Genomic DNA, 17,822 nt, shown 5'->3' with positions numbered 1-17,822 from the left:
TGGAGCGGGGATGGTGTCGCGATGATCGCACTTCCGCACGTTCGCGTGAGCACCTTCGATGCCGACCGCCTGGAGCGGGTGATCGCCTGGCATGGCGGGCCGGAGGCCGAGCGGCTCGAAGAGGAGCTCATGCGCGCGGAGGTGATCGCGGTCGCGGCCGTGCCGCCCACGCTCGTGACCATGAACTCGCGCGTGCGCTACCGCGACCAGACGACGGGCGAGGAGCACGCGATCACGCTCGTCTTCCCGCACGACGCCGACGCGTCGTGCGGCAAGGTGTCGATCATGGCGCCGATCGCGAGCGCGCTCCTCGGCCTCGTCGTCGGCGACGAGATCGACTGGCCGATGCCCGGCGGGCGGACCACGCGGCTGCGCGTGCTCGCGATCGTCTACCAGCCCGAAGCCGCGGGCGACTTCCACCGTTAGGAGCGGCCGTGCTGCGGCGGTGGATCGCCGGCCCCAGCGTCGCGATGGACCTCGGGACGGCCTGGGCCCGCGCGCAGGCGTGCGGCGACCCGGTCGTCAGCACGCGGCCGTCGGTGGCGCACGTGGGACCGCGCGTGGCGCCCGCGCTCCACGGCGGCGTCGTCTACGACGCCGCCGCGGCGGTGGCCGTGGTGCGCTCGTGCGGCTCCGCGCTGGGGCTGGCGCAGGCCGCGCGTCCTCGCACGTGCCGTCCGACGCCTGCAGCGCGGAGCGGCAGGCGCTGCGCGCAGCGGTGGCGTCGGCGGGCGCGGCCGACGTCACGCTGCTCGCCGAGCCGGTCGCGGCGGCGATCGGCGCGGGCGCGGACCTCGCGTCGGGGTTCGCGCAGATGGTGGTCGACGTCGGCGAAGGCGTCACCGACGCCAGCGTCGTCGATCAGCGCGGCCTCGTCGCCAGCGCGGCGGTGCGCGTCGGCTGCGCGACGCTGCGCGCGGGCGGCGCTCCGGCGCGCGGGCGGGCGCGGGTCGACGCCGCGCGGCCGAGCGCATCCCTGCGCACGCACGGTGTCGGCGGCGACGCCGTCGGTGTGGCCGCGCGGCGGGACGGCGCCACGGGTGTCGACGCCGGCGCCGTGCATGCCGCGCTGGCGGCGTCGACCGCGGCGATCGCCGCCTGCGTCGCCGGCCTGCTGCGTGGGCTCGACGACCGTGCCGCCTGCCAGGTGATCGACGGCGGCATCGTGCTCACGGGCGGCGGCGCCCTGCTCCCCGGTCTGCGCGCCGTGATCGAGGACGCGACCCAGGTCGCGACGCGCGTAGCCGACGACCCGCTCAACGCCGTCATCCGCGGCGCGTCGGCCGTCCTGCGGGAGGCGGCGCGGGTGGGCGCCTGGCCGATGAGCGACGACGTCCGTGCCACCCGTTCGGGCCCCTGAGCGGCGTCGCCGCCCGCGATCGTGCGAGCACATGGCCCGTTTCGCTTCCCGCACGGGGGAGGTTCGTGCTCAATTCGGCCGATCGTGTGGACGGATAGGGGGACCAAGGCCATGGGCAGAACGACGACGCTGCTGGCGCTCGCGGTTTCGGGCGCCCTCGTGGTGAGCTCCGGGGCGCACGCCCAGCTCAGCGCCGGGACGATGCTGGACCAGAGCAACGCGGCGCAGGCGAAGGACCTGCTGCCGCCCGAGATCTACGCGCACTACGAGAAGGGCCAGTATGCGAACGTCATCGTCGACTTCCCCGACTCGGCGTTCCAGTGGGACGACACCCACGCCGAGGCGACGCAGTGGAACCGCGAGCATCTCGTGCTCGACGCCAACAAGGTCCCGGTCGACAAGGACACCAAGGAGAAGCCGCCCTACATCACCGGCACGCTCTTCCCCGACATCAAGGAAGACGACCCCGACGCGGCCTACAAGATCCTCTGGAACACGACGTACACGGTCTACATCGGCGGCAACAGCCGCAACACGACGTCGCTCAACTGGATCAGCCCGACCGGCGTCGAGCGCAGCGCCATCCAGGACGTCACCTTCCTCTACTACGACGGCCAGCCGAAGCGCCTGATCCCGCCGAAGAACCCCGACAACCTGCTGTTCCAGTTCCTCGCGCTGACCACGAGCCCCGCCGACCTCCAGGGCACCTCGGCGCTCTCGTGGCGCTTCAACGACCCCGACAAGCGCGATTCCAGCTGGGCCTACGTGCCCGCCCTGCGCCGCGTCCGCGGCGTCTCGCCGACCAACCGTTCCGACGGCTTCCTCGGTTCGGACCTGAGCCAGGACGACGGCAACTTCTTCGACGGCAAGCCGCAGGACTTCGAGTGGAAGCTGGTCGGTCTGCGCGAGGGCCTGCGCATCACCGACCCGGGCGCGCTGAAGGGCGAGGTGAAGCGTGTGGCGATGCCCGGCGGCGGGTGGCGCACCATCTTCGGCAACAACGAGCGCACCGCCGGCTTCCAGGTCGCCGACTGGAAGGGCGTCGCCTGGGCGCCGGTCGCGGCGGGCCTCACCAAGCGCAAGATGTGGGTGATCGAAGGCGTCCCGAAGGACAAGTACTACCTCTACGGCAAGATCGAGCTGTGGATCGATTCGTACACCTACGAGGGCGCCTGGAACCGGAAGTTCTCGTGGACCGGCGACCTGATGAACACGTACCAGATCTCGGGCCCGCCCTCGGCGCCGTTCGACGCCACCGAGCGCTGGCTGGGCTCGACCTTCGGCTACCAGTGCGCCGAGAACGTGAAGGCGAACCGCGCCACGCTCGCCGGCCTCGTCGCCCCGGGTGACGACGTCGGCAACGACCGCCGCCAGCCGCTCTCGCCCGGCTTCTTCGACTTCTCGACGCTGAGTCGCTTCGGGAAGTAGGCGGCCGTTCTTGCGTCGCGACGGGTGAGGGGGCGGGCGGCAACGGGCGGGGGCTCAGTATCCCCCGCTCGTCACGGCCCAGGTTCCGGCGAACGTAACCGGCCCGGCGCCCTCGGGATAGCCGCCGACGAGGGCTCCGAGGCGGTCGGCGTCCGCAGGGTCCGACCCTTTTTCGCGCAGATGGCGGGCTCCGATGCCGACGCCGCTCGCTGAAAGCCGAGCACGACGACCACGAGGCAGGAACGCGACGCGACTTGCTGGCATGGCTGGCGCCGTTCTCACCACGGCCTTCGGTCGTAGGGATGGCGCCATAGACCGAGCCTCGTGGCGGCGGGCCCCTTCGTCGCCGAAACCGTACGAGGGAGGCCCTGTATGCCTCCCCTGAATTATGCGTGTACGGCGCACGCACCGAGGGATATGACCGCCGGCATGCGCGTGATCGGAGTGCTTTCGACCCTCGTCCTCGCCGCGGCGCTCGCAGCCGGGAACGCCCGGGCGGCCGGCCCCAAGCTGAGCTGCGGCCAGGCGTCGAAGTGCCCCGAAGGCGTGCTCGCCGACGTCCGCACCGCGGCCGCCGCGGCCTGCCCGTGCGACGCGGCGGCGTCGCCGAAGGCGTACGCGAGGTGCTGGAAGCCGGTCGTGCGCAGCTTCGTCGACACGCTCGGCAAGGGCGGCTTCCCGAAGGCCTGTCGCAAAGAGGTCGCGCGCGTCCTCGGCGCCACGACGTGCGGCCGCTCCGGCTTCGCCCTGTGCCGCAAGAAGGGCGGCAGCGTCTGCACGATCGCGAAGGCGACCAAGTGCCGGGACGTCTTCCCGACCGGCAGCGCGTTCCGCACCTGTCGGGACGCGTGCGACGGGCTCGCGGCGCTGCCCTTCCCGTCGACGCGCGAGCTGCGCAGCGCCGATCTCGGCGCGCTGGCGCCGGATCCCGGCGACGGCACGCTGGTCTTCGATCCGGCGCCGCCGGCGCTCGACGGCGTCGCCGTCGGCAGCGTGCTCGTGGCGGGCGTCTCTCCGAGCACGCCGGCGGGGCTGCTGCGCGCGGTGCTCGCGGTGGAGCGGAGCGGCGCGCAGCTCGTCCTGCGCACCGGGCAGGCGCCGATCCAGCTCGCGTACGCGAAGCTGAACGTCCACGGCTCCGGCTCGACGCCGGTGACGGCGTCGGGCGCGGCGTCCACGCTCGCGACCTCGCGCGCCATCCGTCCGCTCCTCGACTTCGGCACCAAGAAGGACTTCGACTACGTCCTCTTCGACGGCGACGGCGACGAGGAGACCGACAACGACCAGATCAAGGTCGAGGGCGAGATCGGCGGCGGGTTCGACTACGACTTCGGGCTCGAGGTCGACTGGGGCGGCATCACCGAGCTGCCGAACGTCGTCGCCAGCTGCCTCGAGAGCTTCGCCGACGTGCTGGTCGGCGATCCGCCGCAGTGCTCGATCGACGAGCTGATCCCGGAGGCGAAGGTCACCTTCGTCGTGTTCCCGCAGGTGAGCGCGAACGCCAACGTGAAGGGCGCGGCGCTGCTCGAGTACGAGAAGGAGGTCGAGCTCGCGTCGGAAACGCTGGCGCCGATCATCGTCGGCCCGCTCGTGTTCGTGCCGAAGGCCGACGTCACCGCCGCGCTGTCCGGCGGCGCGTCGGGACGCTTCTCGACCGGGCTGCACGGCGAGGCGGTGTTCGAGACCTCGGTGGCCGTCTCGTCGAAGCAGACGTCGGCGCCGCAGTTCAGGGAGCCCGTGCTGGTGAGCAGCGACTTCGGGCCGAACGACACCGCGGTCTCGCTGCAGGCGTTCGCCAAGGTCGGCATCGGCGCGACGCTGAACCTGCTGCTCTTCGGCGTCACCGGGCCGTACGCGACGGCGCAGCCGTACGGATCGATCGAGGCGAACATCCTCGACGCCCCCTGCTGGGCGCTGAAGGCCGGCCTCGAGGCGACGCTCGGCGTGAAGGTGACGAGCCCCGCGTTGCCGCTGATCGGCGCGGTGACGCTGGTCGACTGGAAGGCGCCGTCGCTGACGCCGCTCGAGCTCTCCCTCGCGACCGGCGACTGCACCGCGCCGCCCGACGCTTCCACGCTGCCGCCCGGCGCCGGCCCCGACGCGACCCGGCTGGCGATGCCCACGTACACGCCGTGGTCGCGTACCTGGGACTCGCCGGTCGAGGGCGCGCAGGCGGCGTCGCCGGGCAACGGCGTCCTCTTCTCCGATCTCCAGCGCACCATCGACGGCCGCTACGTGCGCTCCGGCTACGGCGTCGAGACGCTCACGAAGTTCGACGACGCCGGTACGCTCGTCTGGGCGCGCGACCTCGAGCTCGACGGCGTGCCGCTCGCGCCGCTGCGCGTGCGCTCGGCGCGCGACGCGACCCTCTTCGTCGCCGGCAGCATCCCCGGCCTGGCGCCGATCGTGCTCGCGAAGGTCGCACAGGACGGCCGCGTCGTCGGTGCGCGGGCGTGGGACGTGCCGCTCGAGATCTGCGACGTCGACCTCACGGCGCTCACCGCCGATGGCCGCGGCGGCGCCTGGATCGCCGGCGGCTGCGCCGGCGAATCGCACGCCTTCGTCCTGCACGCGACCGACGGCGGCTCGACGTTCCGCCTGCTCGACGGCTTCGACCGGCTGCGGTTGAACGTCGCCGAGCCGGTCGGCGACGAGCTCTTCGTCGCCGGCGCCTCGCGCGATGCCGGCGATCCGCTCGTCGCCGCCCGCGTGCGCGGCGACGGCACGGTCGTCTGGGCGAAGCGCTACGACGGCTGCGTGCAGGCGCCCGACGCGATCCCGTCGGCGGCGATCGTCGGGTCCCGGGGCGAGGTGACGATCGCCGGCAGCGGCGGCGCGCAGCACAATGGGCTGCTGCTGCGCCTGCGCGCGGACGGCAGCGTCGGCTTCGCCGCGTTCCCCGGCTTCGGCTTCGGCGCCGGCTCGGTGTTCCTCCTCGACTCGCTGGCCGAGCTGCCGACGACCGGCTACGTCGCCGGCGGCTCCGCGGTGAGCCTCACCGGCAACGAGCCCGGGAACGTGCCCAGCGCGGCGCTGGTGGGCCTCGACGGCGTCGGCAACATCCTGTGGGCGAAGCGCTACACGTTCGGCGCGCCGGGCGCGCACGCGAACTCGGGCCACGTCGCGGTGCGCCTCGCCGACGACGGCGGCGTGGTCGCGACGACGCTCCTCGCCGACGCGCTCGATCCGTTCACCGGCGGCCGGCTCTGGGCCTTCAAGCCGTTCGCGAAGGACGGCACGATCGCCTTCGCGCCCGGCGCCGTCACCACCACGCCGCTCGGCATCACCAACCTGCCCTGCGCGATGGGCGACACCGACGTCGCCGCCACGCTCGAGACGGTCGCCGTGCCGAGCCGCGCGGTCGCGGTCACGTCGACGCCGGTCGGCCTCGCGACGGCGCAGCAGACCGGGAGCTGAGGTCGCGGCGGCCGGCCCGCGTCGCGCGGACGACCGGCGCGGCGTCGGGGCGGGAGGTGGCGGCGGCGTGCCGCGTCATCTCGCCTGGCGGCTCACGCTCGGCGCCGCGGCGCAGGACTGGGGCCTGTCCCGCGCGGCAGCATGTGCCGGAACGTCAGGTTGACGCGCGGCCCGACCACCGCCGTGGTCTTCGGCACGCGGTGCGCGAAGCGTTGCACGGCGCCGGCGTGCATGAGCAGCAGCGAGCCCGGTTCGAGGTCGACGGCGATCGCCGGAGCGCCGGCGGCTTCGCGCAGCTCGAAGCGGCGGACGGCGCCGAAGCTCACCGAGGCGATCGCGGCCTGGCCGCCGTGGACGTAGTCGTCGTCGCGGTGCCAGCCCACCGAGTCGCGTCCGTCGCGGTAGAGGTTCGCCAGGACCGCGTTGAAGCGTAGGCCGGTCGCCTGCTCGACGACGGTACGGATGGTCTCGAGCCGCGGCGCGAGCGGCTGCGGCGGATGCACGACGCCGGAGTAGCGGTAGCCGGCCGGCCCGTACATCGCGATCAGGCGCGGCATGGGCATCGTGCGGCCGTAGATCGTGAAGCGCTGCGCCTCCCACGCGAGCTCGGCGATCAGCCCGGCGATGTGGGCCGCGCTCGCCGCCGCGTCGAACACGCCGGGCCGATAGGTGAGCTCGGGCGGCAGCACCATGCCCGGATGGTTGCGCGCCCGGTGGCCGGACGCCAGCCGCGCGCGACTTCCGCGCTGCTTTCTTCGCCGGCACCGTCCTGCCGCGCGCTGCACTGCGTGCGGCGGCGCCGGCGCCCATCACGCAGCTCGTACCGGATTGGCTGCCATGAGCGCGGACGCCGAGGGCATCAGCCGTCGCTCGCTCATCCGCGGCGCCGCCACCGCGGCGGCGCTCGCGCCCGCCCTGTCGTGGGTGGGCAAGGCGCGCGCTGCGCCGTCCAGGGCGCGTAGGCGACGCGTTGACGCGGCGGTTGCGCTTGGTCAACGTGCCGGCGCGCATGCGATCCGACGGGACAGGTCGCGAGGTGTGACCCTGACGACGGCCGCGCCGCGCCGCTTCCTCCTCGTCACGCTGGATGCCGCCGGCAACTGGCCGCCCGAGCGCGCGCTCGTCCGGGCGCTGCTCGCTCGAGGCCACGCGGTGCGTGTCCTGTCGCATGCCAGTCACGCGCACGTCGTGCGCGCCGCCGGCGCGCGCTTCGAGCAGTACGACCCGAGTCTCGACGTGGATCTGTCCTCGGCCCCAGGCGAGACGGCGACGGCGGAGCGGATGCGCGTGGCGCGCGCCGTCTACTTCAACCGCGGATACGGCGCGGCGCTGCAGCGGGCGGTCGAGACCGAGACGCCCGACGTCCTGCTGGTCGACCAGATGCTGCTCATGGCGTCCCACGCGGCCGAGCGGACCGGGCTGCCGACCGTCGTCCTCTGGCACACCGTCTTCGCCGCGCTCGCGGGGCAGCTCGCGTTCCCGTCGCCGGGGCCGGCCGACATCCTGAACGCCTATCGCGCGACGCTCGGCCTCGAGCCGCTTCCCGCCGATGCGATCGGGATGGGGCGCGCCGACGCGATCCTCGCGTTCACCTGGGAGGCGCTCGACGCGCCCGCCCGGCCGCCGCTGCCGGTGCCGCACTACATCGGCCCGCTCGCCTCCACGACGGACACGACGGACGCGGCGCCGCCGGCCTTCGCGCTGCCGTGGGCGGCCGAAGACGCACGGCCTCTCGTGCTCGTCAGCTTCAGCACGAGCTTCCAGAACCAGGTCGCGACCTTGCAGCGCGTCGCCGACGCGGTCGCCGGCCTGCCGGCGCGTGTTCTCGTCACCCTGGGACCCGCCGTGACCGCCGAGGCGCTGCGGCTGCCGGCGAACGCCGTGGCGTTGCCGTTCGTGCCGCACGCCGCGGTGCTGCCGCACGCGCGTCTCGTCGTAACCCACGCGGGCCACGGCACCGTCATGGCGGCAGTGACCGCCGGCGTGCCGCTCGTCTGCCTGCCGATGGGACGTGATCAGCACGCGGTGGCGGAGTGCGTGCGGAGCCGGGGACTCGGGCGCGTCCTCGCCCCCACGGCGCCGACGCACGAGCTGCGCGACGCCATCGCCGCGGCGTTGGCCGACGCTCCGCTCGCCGCGGAATGCCGGCGCTTCGCGACGACGCTCGACGTCGAGGCGGGGCGACGGCGGGCGCTCGCCCTTCTGGAGCAGGTCGGGACGGCTGCGCGCTGACGCCGGGGTCCCGCGCCCTCTGGAAACACGATGGAGCGTCAGGCTCCGTCGTCTCGGCCCATGGCGCGAAATCGCCGGCGTTCTGGCGCACGATGCGGAGGCCTGCGTGGGGTGCGGCGGTCGAGCCTCCCGTGGGGAGCGACGAGCGCGGCGCCGGGCCTGGACAGTCCGGGCGCCGCCCCCGCATAGACGCGGTGGATGGACGCGGACCCGGATGGGCCGAACGCCGAGCGCCTGCCGAGTACGCGGGAGGTCGTCCGGCACGTCGTCGGGCTCTGCCGACCGCACCTGCGGACCTTCGCATGGATCGCGCTGCTCGCGGCGTTGTCGAGCCTGGCGGAGGTCGGCGCGCCGCTCGTCTACCGCAGCGCCGTCAACGACCTGTCCGGCCTCTTCGTGCACCGCGCCGCCAGCGTCTCGCTGACGCCGGAGGAGATGGCGGAGGCGACACGCCAGCCGCACACGCGCGGCCACGTCGCGCCACGACATCCCCAGCAGGTCGTGGTGCTGCTGCTCGAGGCGGTGGCGCTGCTCTTCCTGTTGAAGACGGCCGCCCAGTTCTTCTTCTACGCCGCCGACAACGCCTCGGTGCGCGTGGCCGACGGTGTCGAGAAGCGCCTCGTCCTCGCCACCTTCCTCGCGCTCCTGCGTCGCCCGCTCGCGTTCTTCGCGCTGCGTCCGAGCGGCGCGCTCGTGAAGCAGGTGGCGCAGATCGACGCGGTCTCGCCCATCGTCGGCGCCCTCGCGCGCGATCTGCTGCCCACGGCGTTCCAGGTCGCGCTCACCGTCGGCGTCATGCTCACGGTCCACCCGCGCCTGACGGCGATCGCGCTCGCGACGATCCCCGCCTACGCGTGGGTGTCGTGGCGCATGGTGCGCCGGCTCGAAGCGGGGCTCGACGACTACTACGAGCTCTGGGAGACGGCGACGGCCCGCGTGCAGGACGCCGTCGGCGGCATCAAGACCGTGAAGCTCGCGGGCGCCGAAGGCCGCGAAGGCCGCCGCCTCGCGAGCGCGCTCGACACCGCGTACCGCCAGCACGTCGATCGCAACGTCGCCGAGAACCGCTACCTCATGGCGCAGGCGGCGCTGACCTACGCCGGCCAGACCCTCGTCCTAGGCTACGGCGGGCTCCAGGTGATGGCGCACGCGCTCACGCCCGGCGACGTGGTGATGTTCGTCGTCTACCTCGACCGGCTGCTCGATCCCGTGCAGGAGCTGAGCCGGCTCGTGAACACGCTCCAGCAGGACATGGCGTCCGTCGCCCGGGCGCTGCGGCTCCAGCGGCACGGCGGCGCCGAGTCGGGCGGCGGCGCGCTGGCGCCCGGTCCCGGGCGCGTCGAGCTCCGCGACGTGCGCTTCTCGTACGTACCCGGCTGCGAGGTCCTGCGCGGCCTGTCGTTCACAATCGAGCCGGGCCTCACCACCGCGCTCGTCGGCCCGTCGGGCTCGGGCAAGACCACCACCGTCGACCTGCTCCTGCGCCTGTACGAGCCGGACGCCGGCGCGATCGTGGTCGACGGCCAGCCGCTGCGGGAGGTGGACGCGGCGGCGGTGCGCGCCGCGATCGCCGTCGTGTCGACGGACGGCGCCCTGTTCCGCGGCACGATCGCCGACAACGTCCGCTACGACCGGCCCGACGCCTCGGACGCCGAGGTGCGGGAGGTCGTCCGCATCGCCGGCCTCGAGGCGGCGCTGGCGCGGCTCGGCGACGGGCTCGACGCGCCCATCGGCGAGGGCGGCATCGGGCTGTCGGTGGGCGAGCGGCAGCGCCTGCTGCTGGCGCGCGCGTTGCTCGCGCGGCCGCGGCTTCTCGTCCTCGACGAGGCCACCGCCAACCTCGACTTCGCGACCGAGGCCGACGTCAAGCAGGCCCTCCTCGAGCAGCGCCACGGACGCACGATGCTGGTGATCGCGCACCGCTTCGCGATGGTCGAGCCCGCCGAGCGGGTGCTGGTGCCCCCCCGCGGCCGGGTCGCCGAGACGGGCACGGTCGACGAGCTGCGCCGGGGCGACGGCTGGTTCGCGCGCTTCGCGCGCAGCGCCGGCGGGCATGGGCCGTAGCCGCCCGGCCGCCGGCGCCGCGCGCCCCGCCGCTCCGCGCGGACCGCGCTCGTGCTACTCGTGGACGGCGATGCCCGCCCTCCCGCCGCTGCCGGATGCGCCGCTCGTCGTCGTTCTCCTGGTCGTGCTGCACGTCCTCCTCAACGTCGTCACCAACGTGGCGCTGCGTTGGTCGGCGTACGGGGCGACGTGGAGCGACGTGGTCGTCTGGCAGATCGCGGGCAACCTCGCCGGCTTCGTCACCGTGCTCTGCCTCACCGGCCTCCTGCGCTACCTGCCGCTCGGCGTCGCCTACCCGCTGACGACCGGGCTCAGCGTCATCGCCGTCCAGGTCTTCGCCGCGCACTGGTTCTTCGGCGAGGCGATCCAGCCGGCGCAGTGGGCGGGGACGCTCCTCATCGTGCTCGGCGTGGCGCTGGTGCAGCGTTGATCCGCGTCGCCGCTCTGCCGAGATCGCGGCGTGATGCCGTCCCGGCGGCGCGCGCGGCCGGCGCGGGCACGCCCGGCCGGGCGGCGGAGACGGAACGGGTGTTGCTGTGGCCGCTGCCATGACCCACCGGACCCGCCGGGCCGCCGCGTGGACCGCCGGCGCGGCCCTCACCGTCTTCCTCGCCGCCCAGCTCGTGCGTCCCGAGCTGCCCTCGGGGCCCGTCGACCACACCGTCGACGTGCCGCCCGACGTGCTCGCCGTGCTGCGCCGGGCCTGCTTCGACTGCCACTCGAACGAGACGCGGCTGCCCTGGTTCGATCGCATCGTCCCGGCGTACTGGCTCGTCGTCGCCGACGTGCGCGAGGGGCGCGAGCACCTGAACTTCTCGGAGCTGGGCGCGCGGCCCGTCGGCACGCAGCGCGCGGCCCTCTGGGAGGCGATCAACCACGTGCGCCTGGGTGCCATGCCGCCGTGGCGCTACACGCTCGTCCACCGCGACGCCGCGCCGAGCCCGGCCGACGTGGCCCTCGTCGAGGCGTGGCTGCGCACGCTCGCGCCGCCGCCGAAGCCGGCGTCGGCGCAGGCCCCCGCGCCGCTGCCGCCGCGGCCCGCGACGGTGCGGCCGGCGCCGAACGGCCTCGCCTTCCAGCCCGACTATCGCGACTGGCGGCTCGTCGACGGCAGCGAGCGCTTCGACAACGGGACGCTGCGACAGATCCTGGGCAACGACGTCGCCATGCGTGCGATCGCCGACGGCGCCTTCCCGCCGTGGCCGGACGGGACGACGTTCGCGAAGGTGACGTGGGAGACGGTGGTCGATGCGGACGGCGTCCTGCGCGGCGGCTCGTTCGTGCAGGTCGAGCTCATGGCGAAGGACGCCGCGCGGTGGGCGGCGACCGACGGCTGGGGGTGGGGCCGCTGGCGCGGCGCCGGCTTCGAGCCGTACGGTACCGACGCTGCGTTCGCGGGCGAGTGCGTCGGCTGCCATGCCCCGATGCGCGACGCGGACTACGTCTTCACGCCCCCGCTCGACCGGCGGCTCGCGCCCGCCGGCGTGCTGCCCGTCGATCCGCTCGCGTGGCGCGTCGTCGCCGCCGCGGTCGATCCGGCCGCGGACACGATGGCGACGCTGTTCGGCGACGCCGCCGCCGTCGCGGCGGCGCGGGCCGGCACGCCGGTCCCGCCGGACGCATCGCTCGCCCGCGTCACCTGGCGGCGACGCGACGACCCGAGTTGGTTCGGCGCCCGTATCCCGGGGGCGCTCGAGGCCGTCGAGGTCGTGCGCGACGGGGTGTACCGGCGCTGGGAAGGCGCCCCGCTCGCCGTGGCACCCACGGACCCCGCCGGGGCCGACGCGCGCGCCCGGGCGCTGCGCGAGGCGCCGCGGCTGCCGTTTCCCTGACGCGCCGTCGCGCTCCCGACCGAGGCCGTTCCCGGGGGACGGCGGAGCGCTCCGCACTCGTGCGGCTTTCTGCTACCCCTGTGTGACCTACGCATGGGGCTGCCCTCCTCTCCGCCCCGCAGTCCCCTGCTGCGGCGAATTCCGGCGCTGGACTCGCTGCGGCACTACGGCGTCGGGCAGGCCCGCGCCGACCTCCTCGCCGGCTTCTCGGTCGCGGCGGTCGCCGTGCCACAGGCGATGGCCTATGCGATGATCGCCGGGCTGCCGGCGGAGTACGGGCTCTACACCGCGATCGTCATGACCGCGGTCGGGGCCGTGCTCGACTCCTCCCGCCAGCTCATCAACGGTCCGACGAACGCGATCTCGATCGCGTTGCTGAGCGCCATCGGCGGCATCGCCGCGCCCGACGAGCGTGTCCAGGCGGCGGTGCTGATCGCGCTCATGGTCGGCGCGATCCAGCTCGGCATCAGCCTGCTGCGCCTCGGCGATCTGACCCGCTACATCTCGCACTCGGTCATCGTCGGATTCACGGCCGGCGCGAGCCTGCTGCTCGTCCTCGACCAGACGAAGAACCTGCTCGGCCTGAAGGCCGTGGGCGACGCGCACGACCACTTCCTCTACCGCTTCTGGCTCACGGTCACCGAGGGCGGCTCCATCCACCATGCGACGCTCGCGGTCGGCGTGGCGTCGATCGCGGCCGTGTTGCTGCTCCGGCTGCTGAAGCGACGGCTCGACTGGAAGCTCCTACCCGAGTTCCTGATCGTCGTGGTGCTCGCGGCGGCGGCCACCGCGTGGCTCGGGCTCGACCGGCAGGGGGTGAAGGTCGTCGGCGACATTCCCGCGTCCCTGCCGGCCTTCCGGCTGCCGTCGGTGGATGCGGTGCACCTCCGCGAGTACTCGACGAGCGCGCTCGCGATCGGGCTGCTGGGCCTGCTCGAGGCGATCGCGATGGCCAAGGCGATCGCCGCCGTCACGCACCAGAAGCTCGACCTGAACCAGCAGTGCCTCAGCGAGGGCTTCGCGAACCTCGTGGGGAGCTTCTTCCAGTGCATGCCCGGATCGGGCTCGCTCACGCGCTCGGCGATCAACCAGCAGGCGGGCGGGCAGACCCAGTGGTCGGGCGTCGTGTCGGCCGTGGCCGTCGCGCTCATCATGCTGGTATTCGCGCCCTACGCGCGCTTCATCCCGCGCTCGGCGTTGGCGGGGCTGCTCATGCTGACGGCGGCCCGCATGGTGAACGTCCACGACCTGCGCTATCACGTGCGCACGTCGCGCTTCGACGCCGCGATCGTCGCGGTGACGGCGATCGCCGCCTTCGCGATCTCGATCGAGTTCTGCGTGCTGATCGGCGTCTTCATGTCGTTCATGCTCGCCGTGCCGCGAACCGGTCAGATGCATCTGACCCAGTTCCTGGTCGCCGGCGATGGGACGGTGCACGAGCACCTGCGCGACGACGAGGTGTGCGGCTGTCTCCTCATCTTCGGCCTCGAGGGCGAGATGTACTTCGGCTCTGCGGCGAGCCTCGAAGCCCGCGTCGAGGCGATGACCGAGCACGTCCGGCCGTGGACGCAGGCCGTCGTGCTGCGCATGAAGCGCGCGCGCAATCCCGACGCCGTCGGCATCGCGACGTTCGAGCGCTTCGTCGAGCAGCTGCTCGCGCGCGGCGTCCGGGTCGTCGTCTGCGGCGTGCGCGACGGGATGTTCGCCTGCATGCGCAACTGCGGCCTCGCCGACAAGATCGGTGCCGCGAACATCTTTCGCGAGGACGCGGTCCGGCTGACGAGCACCGCGCGGGCCATCCGGCACGCCTCGAGCATCCTCGGCGACTCGTGTCCGCGCTGCGGCGGCCGGGGATCGGCCAGCACGAAGCAGGGTGCGTTGTACTACTCGATCTGACCGGCGGCCGCGGCGACCCTAGCCGGCCCAGATGGCATCCACTCCACCACTGCGAACGTCGCGCGTCTCCCCGACGGCAGCGGCTTGCCGTCGGGCGCGTTTTCTGGCGTCGGAGGTGGCGGCTTGGCGCCGGGAGGCAAGCGCGTCCGGCCGCGTCGAGGTAAAGGCGAAGCCGCGCCGCACGGGCGCGGCCGGCGGATCGCTGAGCACGAGGGAGACGAGGTCGATGGCTACAGCTACTCGGGAAATGGCATCGCGCGGCGCGGTTGCGAGGCGGGCGGCTGGCGCGCTCCTCCTCCTCGCCGCGGCGCTCGCGCTGCTCGTGGTGGGGGCGGCACGGCCTGCGCTCGCCGCCTCGGCGGCCGAGCTCGACCGCGAATCCGCGGCCGCGCTCGACCTGCTCTACCGGCAGCAGCCGAGCGCGCGCGTCCTCGGCAAGCAGGCGAGGGCCATCCTGGTGTTTCCCTCGATGGTGAAGGCCGGCTTCCTCTTCGGGGGGCAGATCGGCGAGGGCGTGCTGCGCAAGGGCGGCCGCATCGCCGGCTACTACAACTCGGTGGCCGCGTCGTACGGGCTCCAGGCGGGCGTGCAGACCTGCTCCTACGCGCTCTTCTTCATGACCGACGAGGCGCTGCGCCAGCTCGACGCCACCTACGGCTTCGAGCTCGGCGTCGGCCCGAGCGTGGTCGTCGTCGACCAGGGCGTGGCCAGGTCGATCACCTCGAACACGCTCACGAGCGACGTCTACGCCTACGTGTGGGGTCAGAAGGGCCTCATGGCCGGCGTCGGCATCCAGGGCTCCAAGATCACGCGGATCGACAAGTGATGGACCGGGTTCGGAAGAAAGGCGGGCTGACCATGTCCTACGCACGCACCCTCTCGTTGGCCGTCGTGGCGTTCGTCGGGCTCGGACTGCCGGTGCACGCCGGCGAGGCCGATCAGGCGAACCTGCAGATCCTCCTCGACACGATCCGTGCGAATCGCAAGGCGCTCGTGGCCGCGAACCTCCAGCTCACCGACACCGAAGCCGCCGGCTTCTGGCCGTTGTACGACCGCTATCAGGGCGAGCTGAACGGCATCCAGGACCGTGCCGCGAAGGTGATCGAGGAGTACATCGCCGGCTTCTCGACCATCGGCGACGCAAAGGCCTTGACGCTGGCGAAGGACTGGCTGGCGGCCGAGAGCGACCGCGCCAGGGTGCGCCAGACCTACCTCGATCAGTTCGCGAAGGTGCTGCCCGGGCGCAAGGTCGTGCGCTTCTACCAGATCGAGAACAAGATGGACGCCGTCATCCGTTTCGACCTGGCGGCGGAGATCCCGGTCGTCGAGCAGTAGGCGAAGGCCGCGACATCGAGGCGCTCGTCGCGGCCGCGGCGGGACGCTAGCCCTTCGCCGCGGCCTCGCGGGCCGCCCGCACCGACGCGTTCGTCTGGTTGAAGAGCAGCGCCTTGCGCCGCTGCTGCTCCTCGTCCGAGAGCTTGCGCTCGCCCCACTCCTTGTGGAGCGCGCGCCCGCGCTGGACGGCCGGCCGTGCGCCGACCTCGTCGACCCAGCGCTTCAGGTGCGGGAAGGCGGTCCAGACCTCCTCGTCGATCAGGCGGCCCAGCAGCGAGGCCCAGGGCCAGGTGACGACGTCGGCGATCGTGTAGTCGTCGCCGGCGAGGTGGCGGCGCGCGCCGAGCTGCGCGTCCATGACGCCGCACAGCCGGTCGACCTCGCCGACGAAGCGGCGCGTGCCGTACGCGAGCTGCGCCGGATCGTCGACGAGCTGCTTGGCGTAGTTCTTGAAGTGGTTGGCGTTGCCCATCATCGGCCCGAGGTTCGCCATCTGCCAGTGGACCCACTGGAGGACCGTGTAGCGCCCGGCGCCGGCGGGCGGGAGAAAGCGGCCGCTCTTGTCGGCGAGGTACTCGAGGATGGCGCCCGACTCGAAGAGCGCGAGCGGTGCGCCGCCGCCGAGCGGCTCGTGGTCGACGATCGCCGGCATGCGGTTGTTGGGGCTGATGCGCAGGAACTCGGGCGTGAATTGCTGGCCGCCGCCGATGTCGACGGCGATCGTGCGGTAGGCGAGCCCGCACTCCTCGAGCATGATGCTGACCTTCCAGCCGTTCGGCGTCGGCCAGTAGTGGAGATCGATCATCGTGGCCCTCCTGGTTCGGCCCGTGCGGCGCGGGGTGGGATCTCGGCAGGCGTCACAGGGCTCCGCCGTCGAGTACGAGCACCGCGCGCCGTACCGACACGTACACCCTCCGCCCGTCCGGGCTCACCACGACCTCGCGCGGCTGGCTCGGCATCTGGTGCGTGCGCAAGACGGTACCCGCCTGCGCGTCGACGACCGCCAGCGTTCCCGCCGTCTGGCTCGCGACGTAGACGCGCTTCCCGTCCGGCGAGACCGCGAGCCCCGTCGGCTCGACCCCGACCGGCACGGTGGCGACGACGCTGCCGCTGCCGAGGTCGAGGATCGAGAGGCTCGGCGCGGCGAGATTCGTCGTGTAGCCGCGCGTGCCGTCGGGCGAGAGCGCGAAGCGGTACGGGCTCGGGCCCGTGGTGAGACGCCGCACGACGTTGCGCGACGCGACGTCGAGCTGCTCGATGGTCCCGGTCGAGCAGAAGTCGCGGCAGCCGGTGAGATAGACGCTGCGGCCGTCGGGCGTGAAGGTCACGTCGGTCGGGCGCATGTCGAGCAGCGATTCGACCGCGGTGCCCCCGCTCAGCGGCGCGATCGCGACGTACTCCTTCGGCTGGTTCGTCACCCACACGCTGGCGCCGTCGGGCGTCGCCGCCATGCGGCCGAAGCCGCCCGGGTTGATGCCGAGGATCAGTGGGAGCGGCTTCAGCACCTGCGCCGTCGCCGCGTCGACGACCGTGACCGAGGCGCCGCGCACGCCGATGCTGAGGACGCGCCGGCCGTCGGGCGTCACCGCGACGGCGTTCGTGTACGGCGGGATCGTCGCCGTGCCTGCGACGGCGTTCGTGTCGGTGCGGACGACGACGAGCTGGCTCGCCGAGGCGGCGAAGACGCGGCTGCCGTCGGGGCTGATGGCGAGGAACGTCGGCGGCGTGCCGACGGGGATGGTCGCGAGCGTGGCGTCCGCCGGCAGCGGCGGGGCGCTGGGCGCCAGCCGCGCGGGTGCGCCGCACGCCGCCAGCGCGGCCAGGAGCAGGATCGGGATCATGCGTCGCATCGTCACTCCCCTCGGCGCCGCGAGCGGCGCCGGACACGCCGCGAGGGCGCGACGTGGTCGCGCTCCGCCCGCAGTCCGATGGGTCCGTCCGGCCGGACGATCGGCAACGTCACGTCGCCGGTGCCCGGGCGCTCGACGAGGACGGACGTACGCAGGGGCATGGGTGCCCGTCGTCGTCCTCGCGCCGGCGAAATGCAAGGCGCGGGGACGGTCCGGCGTCCCCGGAGCAGGAGCCCACCGACCAGGACGGCGCGGTGCGAAGCGTCGTTCGGCGCGAGCGTCCGCGCCCATGGACGTCCGTCCCGATCGGTACGCGTCTGCGACATCGGGTACGACGCGTCCACCATTCGTGTCCGCCGCTCGCGAGCGCCGGAGGCCCACTGATCAAGGCGACTGCGCCGCCGCAAT

General features: G+C 73.4%; 14 protein-coding genes. 11 read left to right on the top strand and 3 right to left on the bottom strand.

All coding sequences use genetic code 11. From position 1 onward, the window contains the following. Nucleotides 1-21: 21 nt before the first annotated feature. The 4 genes from rnk (at nucleotide 22) to KIT14_02000 (ending at nucleotide 6,205) form a co-directional block, all read left to right on the top strand. Nucleotides 22-426 (top strand): nucleoside diphosphate kinase regulator, encoded by a 405-nt coding sequence (gene rnk, locus KIT14_02015; protein MCW5889308.1) that lies wholly within the window; start codon nucleotides 22-24, stop codon nucleotides 424-426. Between the two features lie 244 nt (nucleotides 427-670). Continuing rightward, on the top strand, nucleotides 671-1,360 hold the full coding sequence (locus tag KIT14_02010) for a rod shape-determining protein (GenBank protein ID MCW5889307.1): 690 nt from the start codon (nucleotides 671-673) through the stop codon (nucleotides 1,358-1,360). A 111-nt stretch (nucleotides 1,361-1,471) separates the two neighbouring features. Further along, nucleotides 1,472-2,788, top strand: coding sequence for a DUF1329 domain-containing protein (locus KIT14_02005; protein MCW5889306.1), 1,317 nt, complete (start codon nucleotides 1,472-1,474; stop codon nucleotides 2,786-2,788). Between the two features lie 429 nt (nucleotides 2,789-3,217). Next, on the top strand, nucleotides 3,218-6,205 hold the full coding sequence (locus KIT14_02000; GenBank protein MCW5889305.1) for a hypothetical protein: 2,988 nt from the start codon (nucleotides 3,218-3,220) through the stop codon (nucleotides 6,203-6,205). Between the two features lie 92 nt (nucleotides 6,206-6,297). Here the strand turns inward: KIT14_02000 and KIT14_01995 are convergent, their stop codons facing one another. After that, nucleotides 6,298-6,897, bottom strand: a complete 600-nt coding sequence (locus KIT14_01995) for an alpha-ketoglutarate-dependent dioxygenase AlkB (protein MCW5889304.1) — start codon at nucleotides 6,895-6,897, stop codon at nucleotides 6,298-6,300. A gap of 346 nt (nucleotides 6,898-7,243) precedes the next feature. On the opposite strand from KIT14_01995, the gene KIT14_01990 reads away from it, so the two are divergent. From KIT14_01990 to KIT14_01960, 7 genes are all read left to right on the top strand, one after another. Next, nucleotides 7,244-8,437 (top strand): glycosyltransferase family 1 protein, encoded by a 1,194-nt coding sequence (locus KIT14_01990; protein ID MCW5889303.1) that lies wholly within the window; start codon nucleotides 7,244-7,246, stop codon nucleotides 8,435-8,437. A 198-nt stretch (nucleotides 8,438-8,635) separates the two neighbouring features. Beyond that, nucleotides 8,636-10,501: an ABC transporter ATP-binding protein gene (locus tag KIT14_01985; protein ID MCW5889302.1), complete on the top strand. Its 1,866-nt coding sequence runs from the start codon at nucleotides 8,636-8,638 to the stop codon at nucleotides 10,499-10,501. A 70-nt stretch (nucleotides 10,502-10,571) separates the two neighbouring features. Next, nucleotides 10,572-10,931, top strand: coding sequence for a hypothetical protein (locus tag KIT14_01980; protein ID MCW5889301.1), 360 nt, complete (start codon nucleotides 10,572-10,574; stop codon nucleotides 10,929-10,931). A 118-nt stretch (nucleotides 10,932-11,049) separates the two neighbouring features. Further along, on the top strand, nucleotides 11,050-12,333 hold the full coding sequence (locus tag KIT14_01975; protein ID MCW5889300.1) for a heme-binding domain-containing protein: 1,284 nt from the start codon (nucleotides 11,050-11,052) through the stop codon (nucleotides 12,331-12,333). Between the two features lie 93 nt (nucleotides 12,334-12,426). Continuing rightward, a complete protein-coding gene (locus KIT14_01970) occupies nucleotides 12,427-14,229 on the top strand; it encodes a SulP family inorganic anion transporter (protein ID MCW5889299.1) in 1,803 nt (600 codons plus the stop codon). Nucleotides 14,230-14,476: 247 nt separating this feature from the next. Then, complete coding sequence (locus KIT14_01965; GenBank protein MCW5889298.1) at nucleotides 14,477-15,055, top strand: twin-arginine translocation pathway signal protein; 579 nt, start codon at nucleotides 14,477-14,479, stop codon at nucleotides 15,053-15,055. A 32-nt stretch (nucleotides 15,056-15,087) separates the two neighbouring features. Beyond that, nucleotides 15,088-15,564, top strand: a complete 477-nt coding sequence (locus KIT14_01960) for a hypothetical protein (protein ID MCW5889297.1) — start codon at nucleotides 15,088-15,090, stop codon at nucleotides 15,562-15,564. A gap of 46 nt (nucleotides 15,565-15,610) precedes the next feature. On the opposite strand, the gene KIT14_01955 is transcribed toward KIT14_01960, so the two are convergent. Further along, on the bottom strand, nucleotides 15,611-16,369 hold the full coding sequence (locus KIT14_01955) for a glutathione S-transferase N-terminal domain-containing protein (protein ID MCW5889296.1): 759 nt from the start codon (nucleotides 16,367-16,369) through the stop codon (nucleotides 15,611-15,613). 52 nt (nucleotides 16,370-16,421) lie between these two features. Further along, nucleotides 16,422-17,414: a beta-propeller fold lactonase family protein gene (locus KIT14_01950; protein ID MCW5889295.1), complete on the bottom strand. Its 993-nt coding sequence runs from the start codon at nucleotides 17,412-17,414 to the stop codon at nucleotides 16,422-16,424. Nucleotides 17,415-17,822 lie beyond the last annotated feature (408 nt).

Source organism: bacterium, assembly GCA_026129405.1.
GTDB lineage: Bacteria > Desulfobacterota > Binatia > DP-6 > DP-6 > JAHCID01.
Note: the sequence above shows the minus strand (reverse complement) of the source record. Positions and strands in the feature narration are given on the sequence as shown.

What these genes read in the sequence shown, in the direction of transcription:
- KIT14_02005 (MCW5889306.1), top strand. Translation starts at nt 1,472, where the DNA reads ATGGGCAGAACGACGACGCTGCTGGCGCTCGCGGTTTCGGGCGCCCTC.
- KIT14_01995 (MCW5889304.1), bottom strand. Translation starts at nt 6,897, where the DNA reads ATGGTGCTGCCGCCCGAGCTCACCTATCGGCCCGGCGTGTTCGACGCG.
- KIT14_01980 (MCW5889301.1), top strand. Translation starts at nt 10,572, where the DNA reads ATGCCCGCCCTCCCGCCGCTGCCGGATGCGCCGCTCGTCGTCGTTCTC.
- rnk (MCW5889308.1), top strand. Translation starts at nt 22, where the DNA reads ATGATCGCACTTCCGCACGTTCGCGTGAGCACCTTCGATGCCGACCGC.
- KIT14_01970 (MCW5889299.1), top strand. Translation starts at nt 12,427, where the DNA reads ATGGGGCTGCCCTCCTCTCCGCCCCGCAGTCCCCTGCTGCGGCGAATT.
- KIT14_01985 (MCW5889302.1), top strand. Translation starts at nt 8,636, where the DNA reads ATGGACGCGGACCCGGATGGGCCGAACGCCGAGCGCCTGCCGAGTACG.
- KIT14_01950 (MCW5889295.1), bottom strand. Translation starts at nt 17,414, where the DNA reads ATGCGACGCATGATCCCGATCCTGCTCCTGGCCGCGCTGGCGGCGTGC.
- KIT14_02000 (MCW5889305.1), top strand. Translation starts at nt 3,218, where the DNA reads ATGCGCGTGATCGGAGTGCTTTCGACCCTCGTCCTCGCCGCGGCGCTC.
- KIT14_01960 (MCW5889297.1), top strand. Translation starts at nt 15,088, where the DNA reads ATGTCCTACGCACGCACCCTCTCGTTGGCCGTCGTGGCGTTCGTCGGG.
- KIT14_01975 (MCW5889300.1), top strand. Translation starts at nt 11,050, where the DNA reads ATGACCCACCGGACCCGCCGGGCCGCCGCGTGGACCGCCGGCGCGGCC.
- KIT14_01965 (MCW5889298.1), top strand. Translation starts at nt 14,477, where the DNA reads ATGGCATCGCGCGGCGCGGTTGCGAGGCGGGCGGCTGGCGCGCTCCTC.
- KIT14_01955 (MCW5889296.1), bottom strand. Translation starts at nt 16,369, where the DNA reads ATGATCGATCTCCACTACTGGCCGACGCCGAACGGCTGGAAGGTCAGC.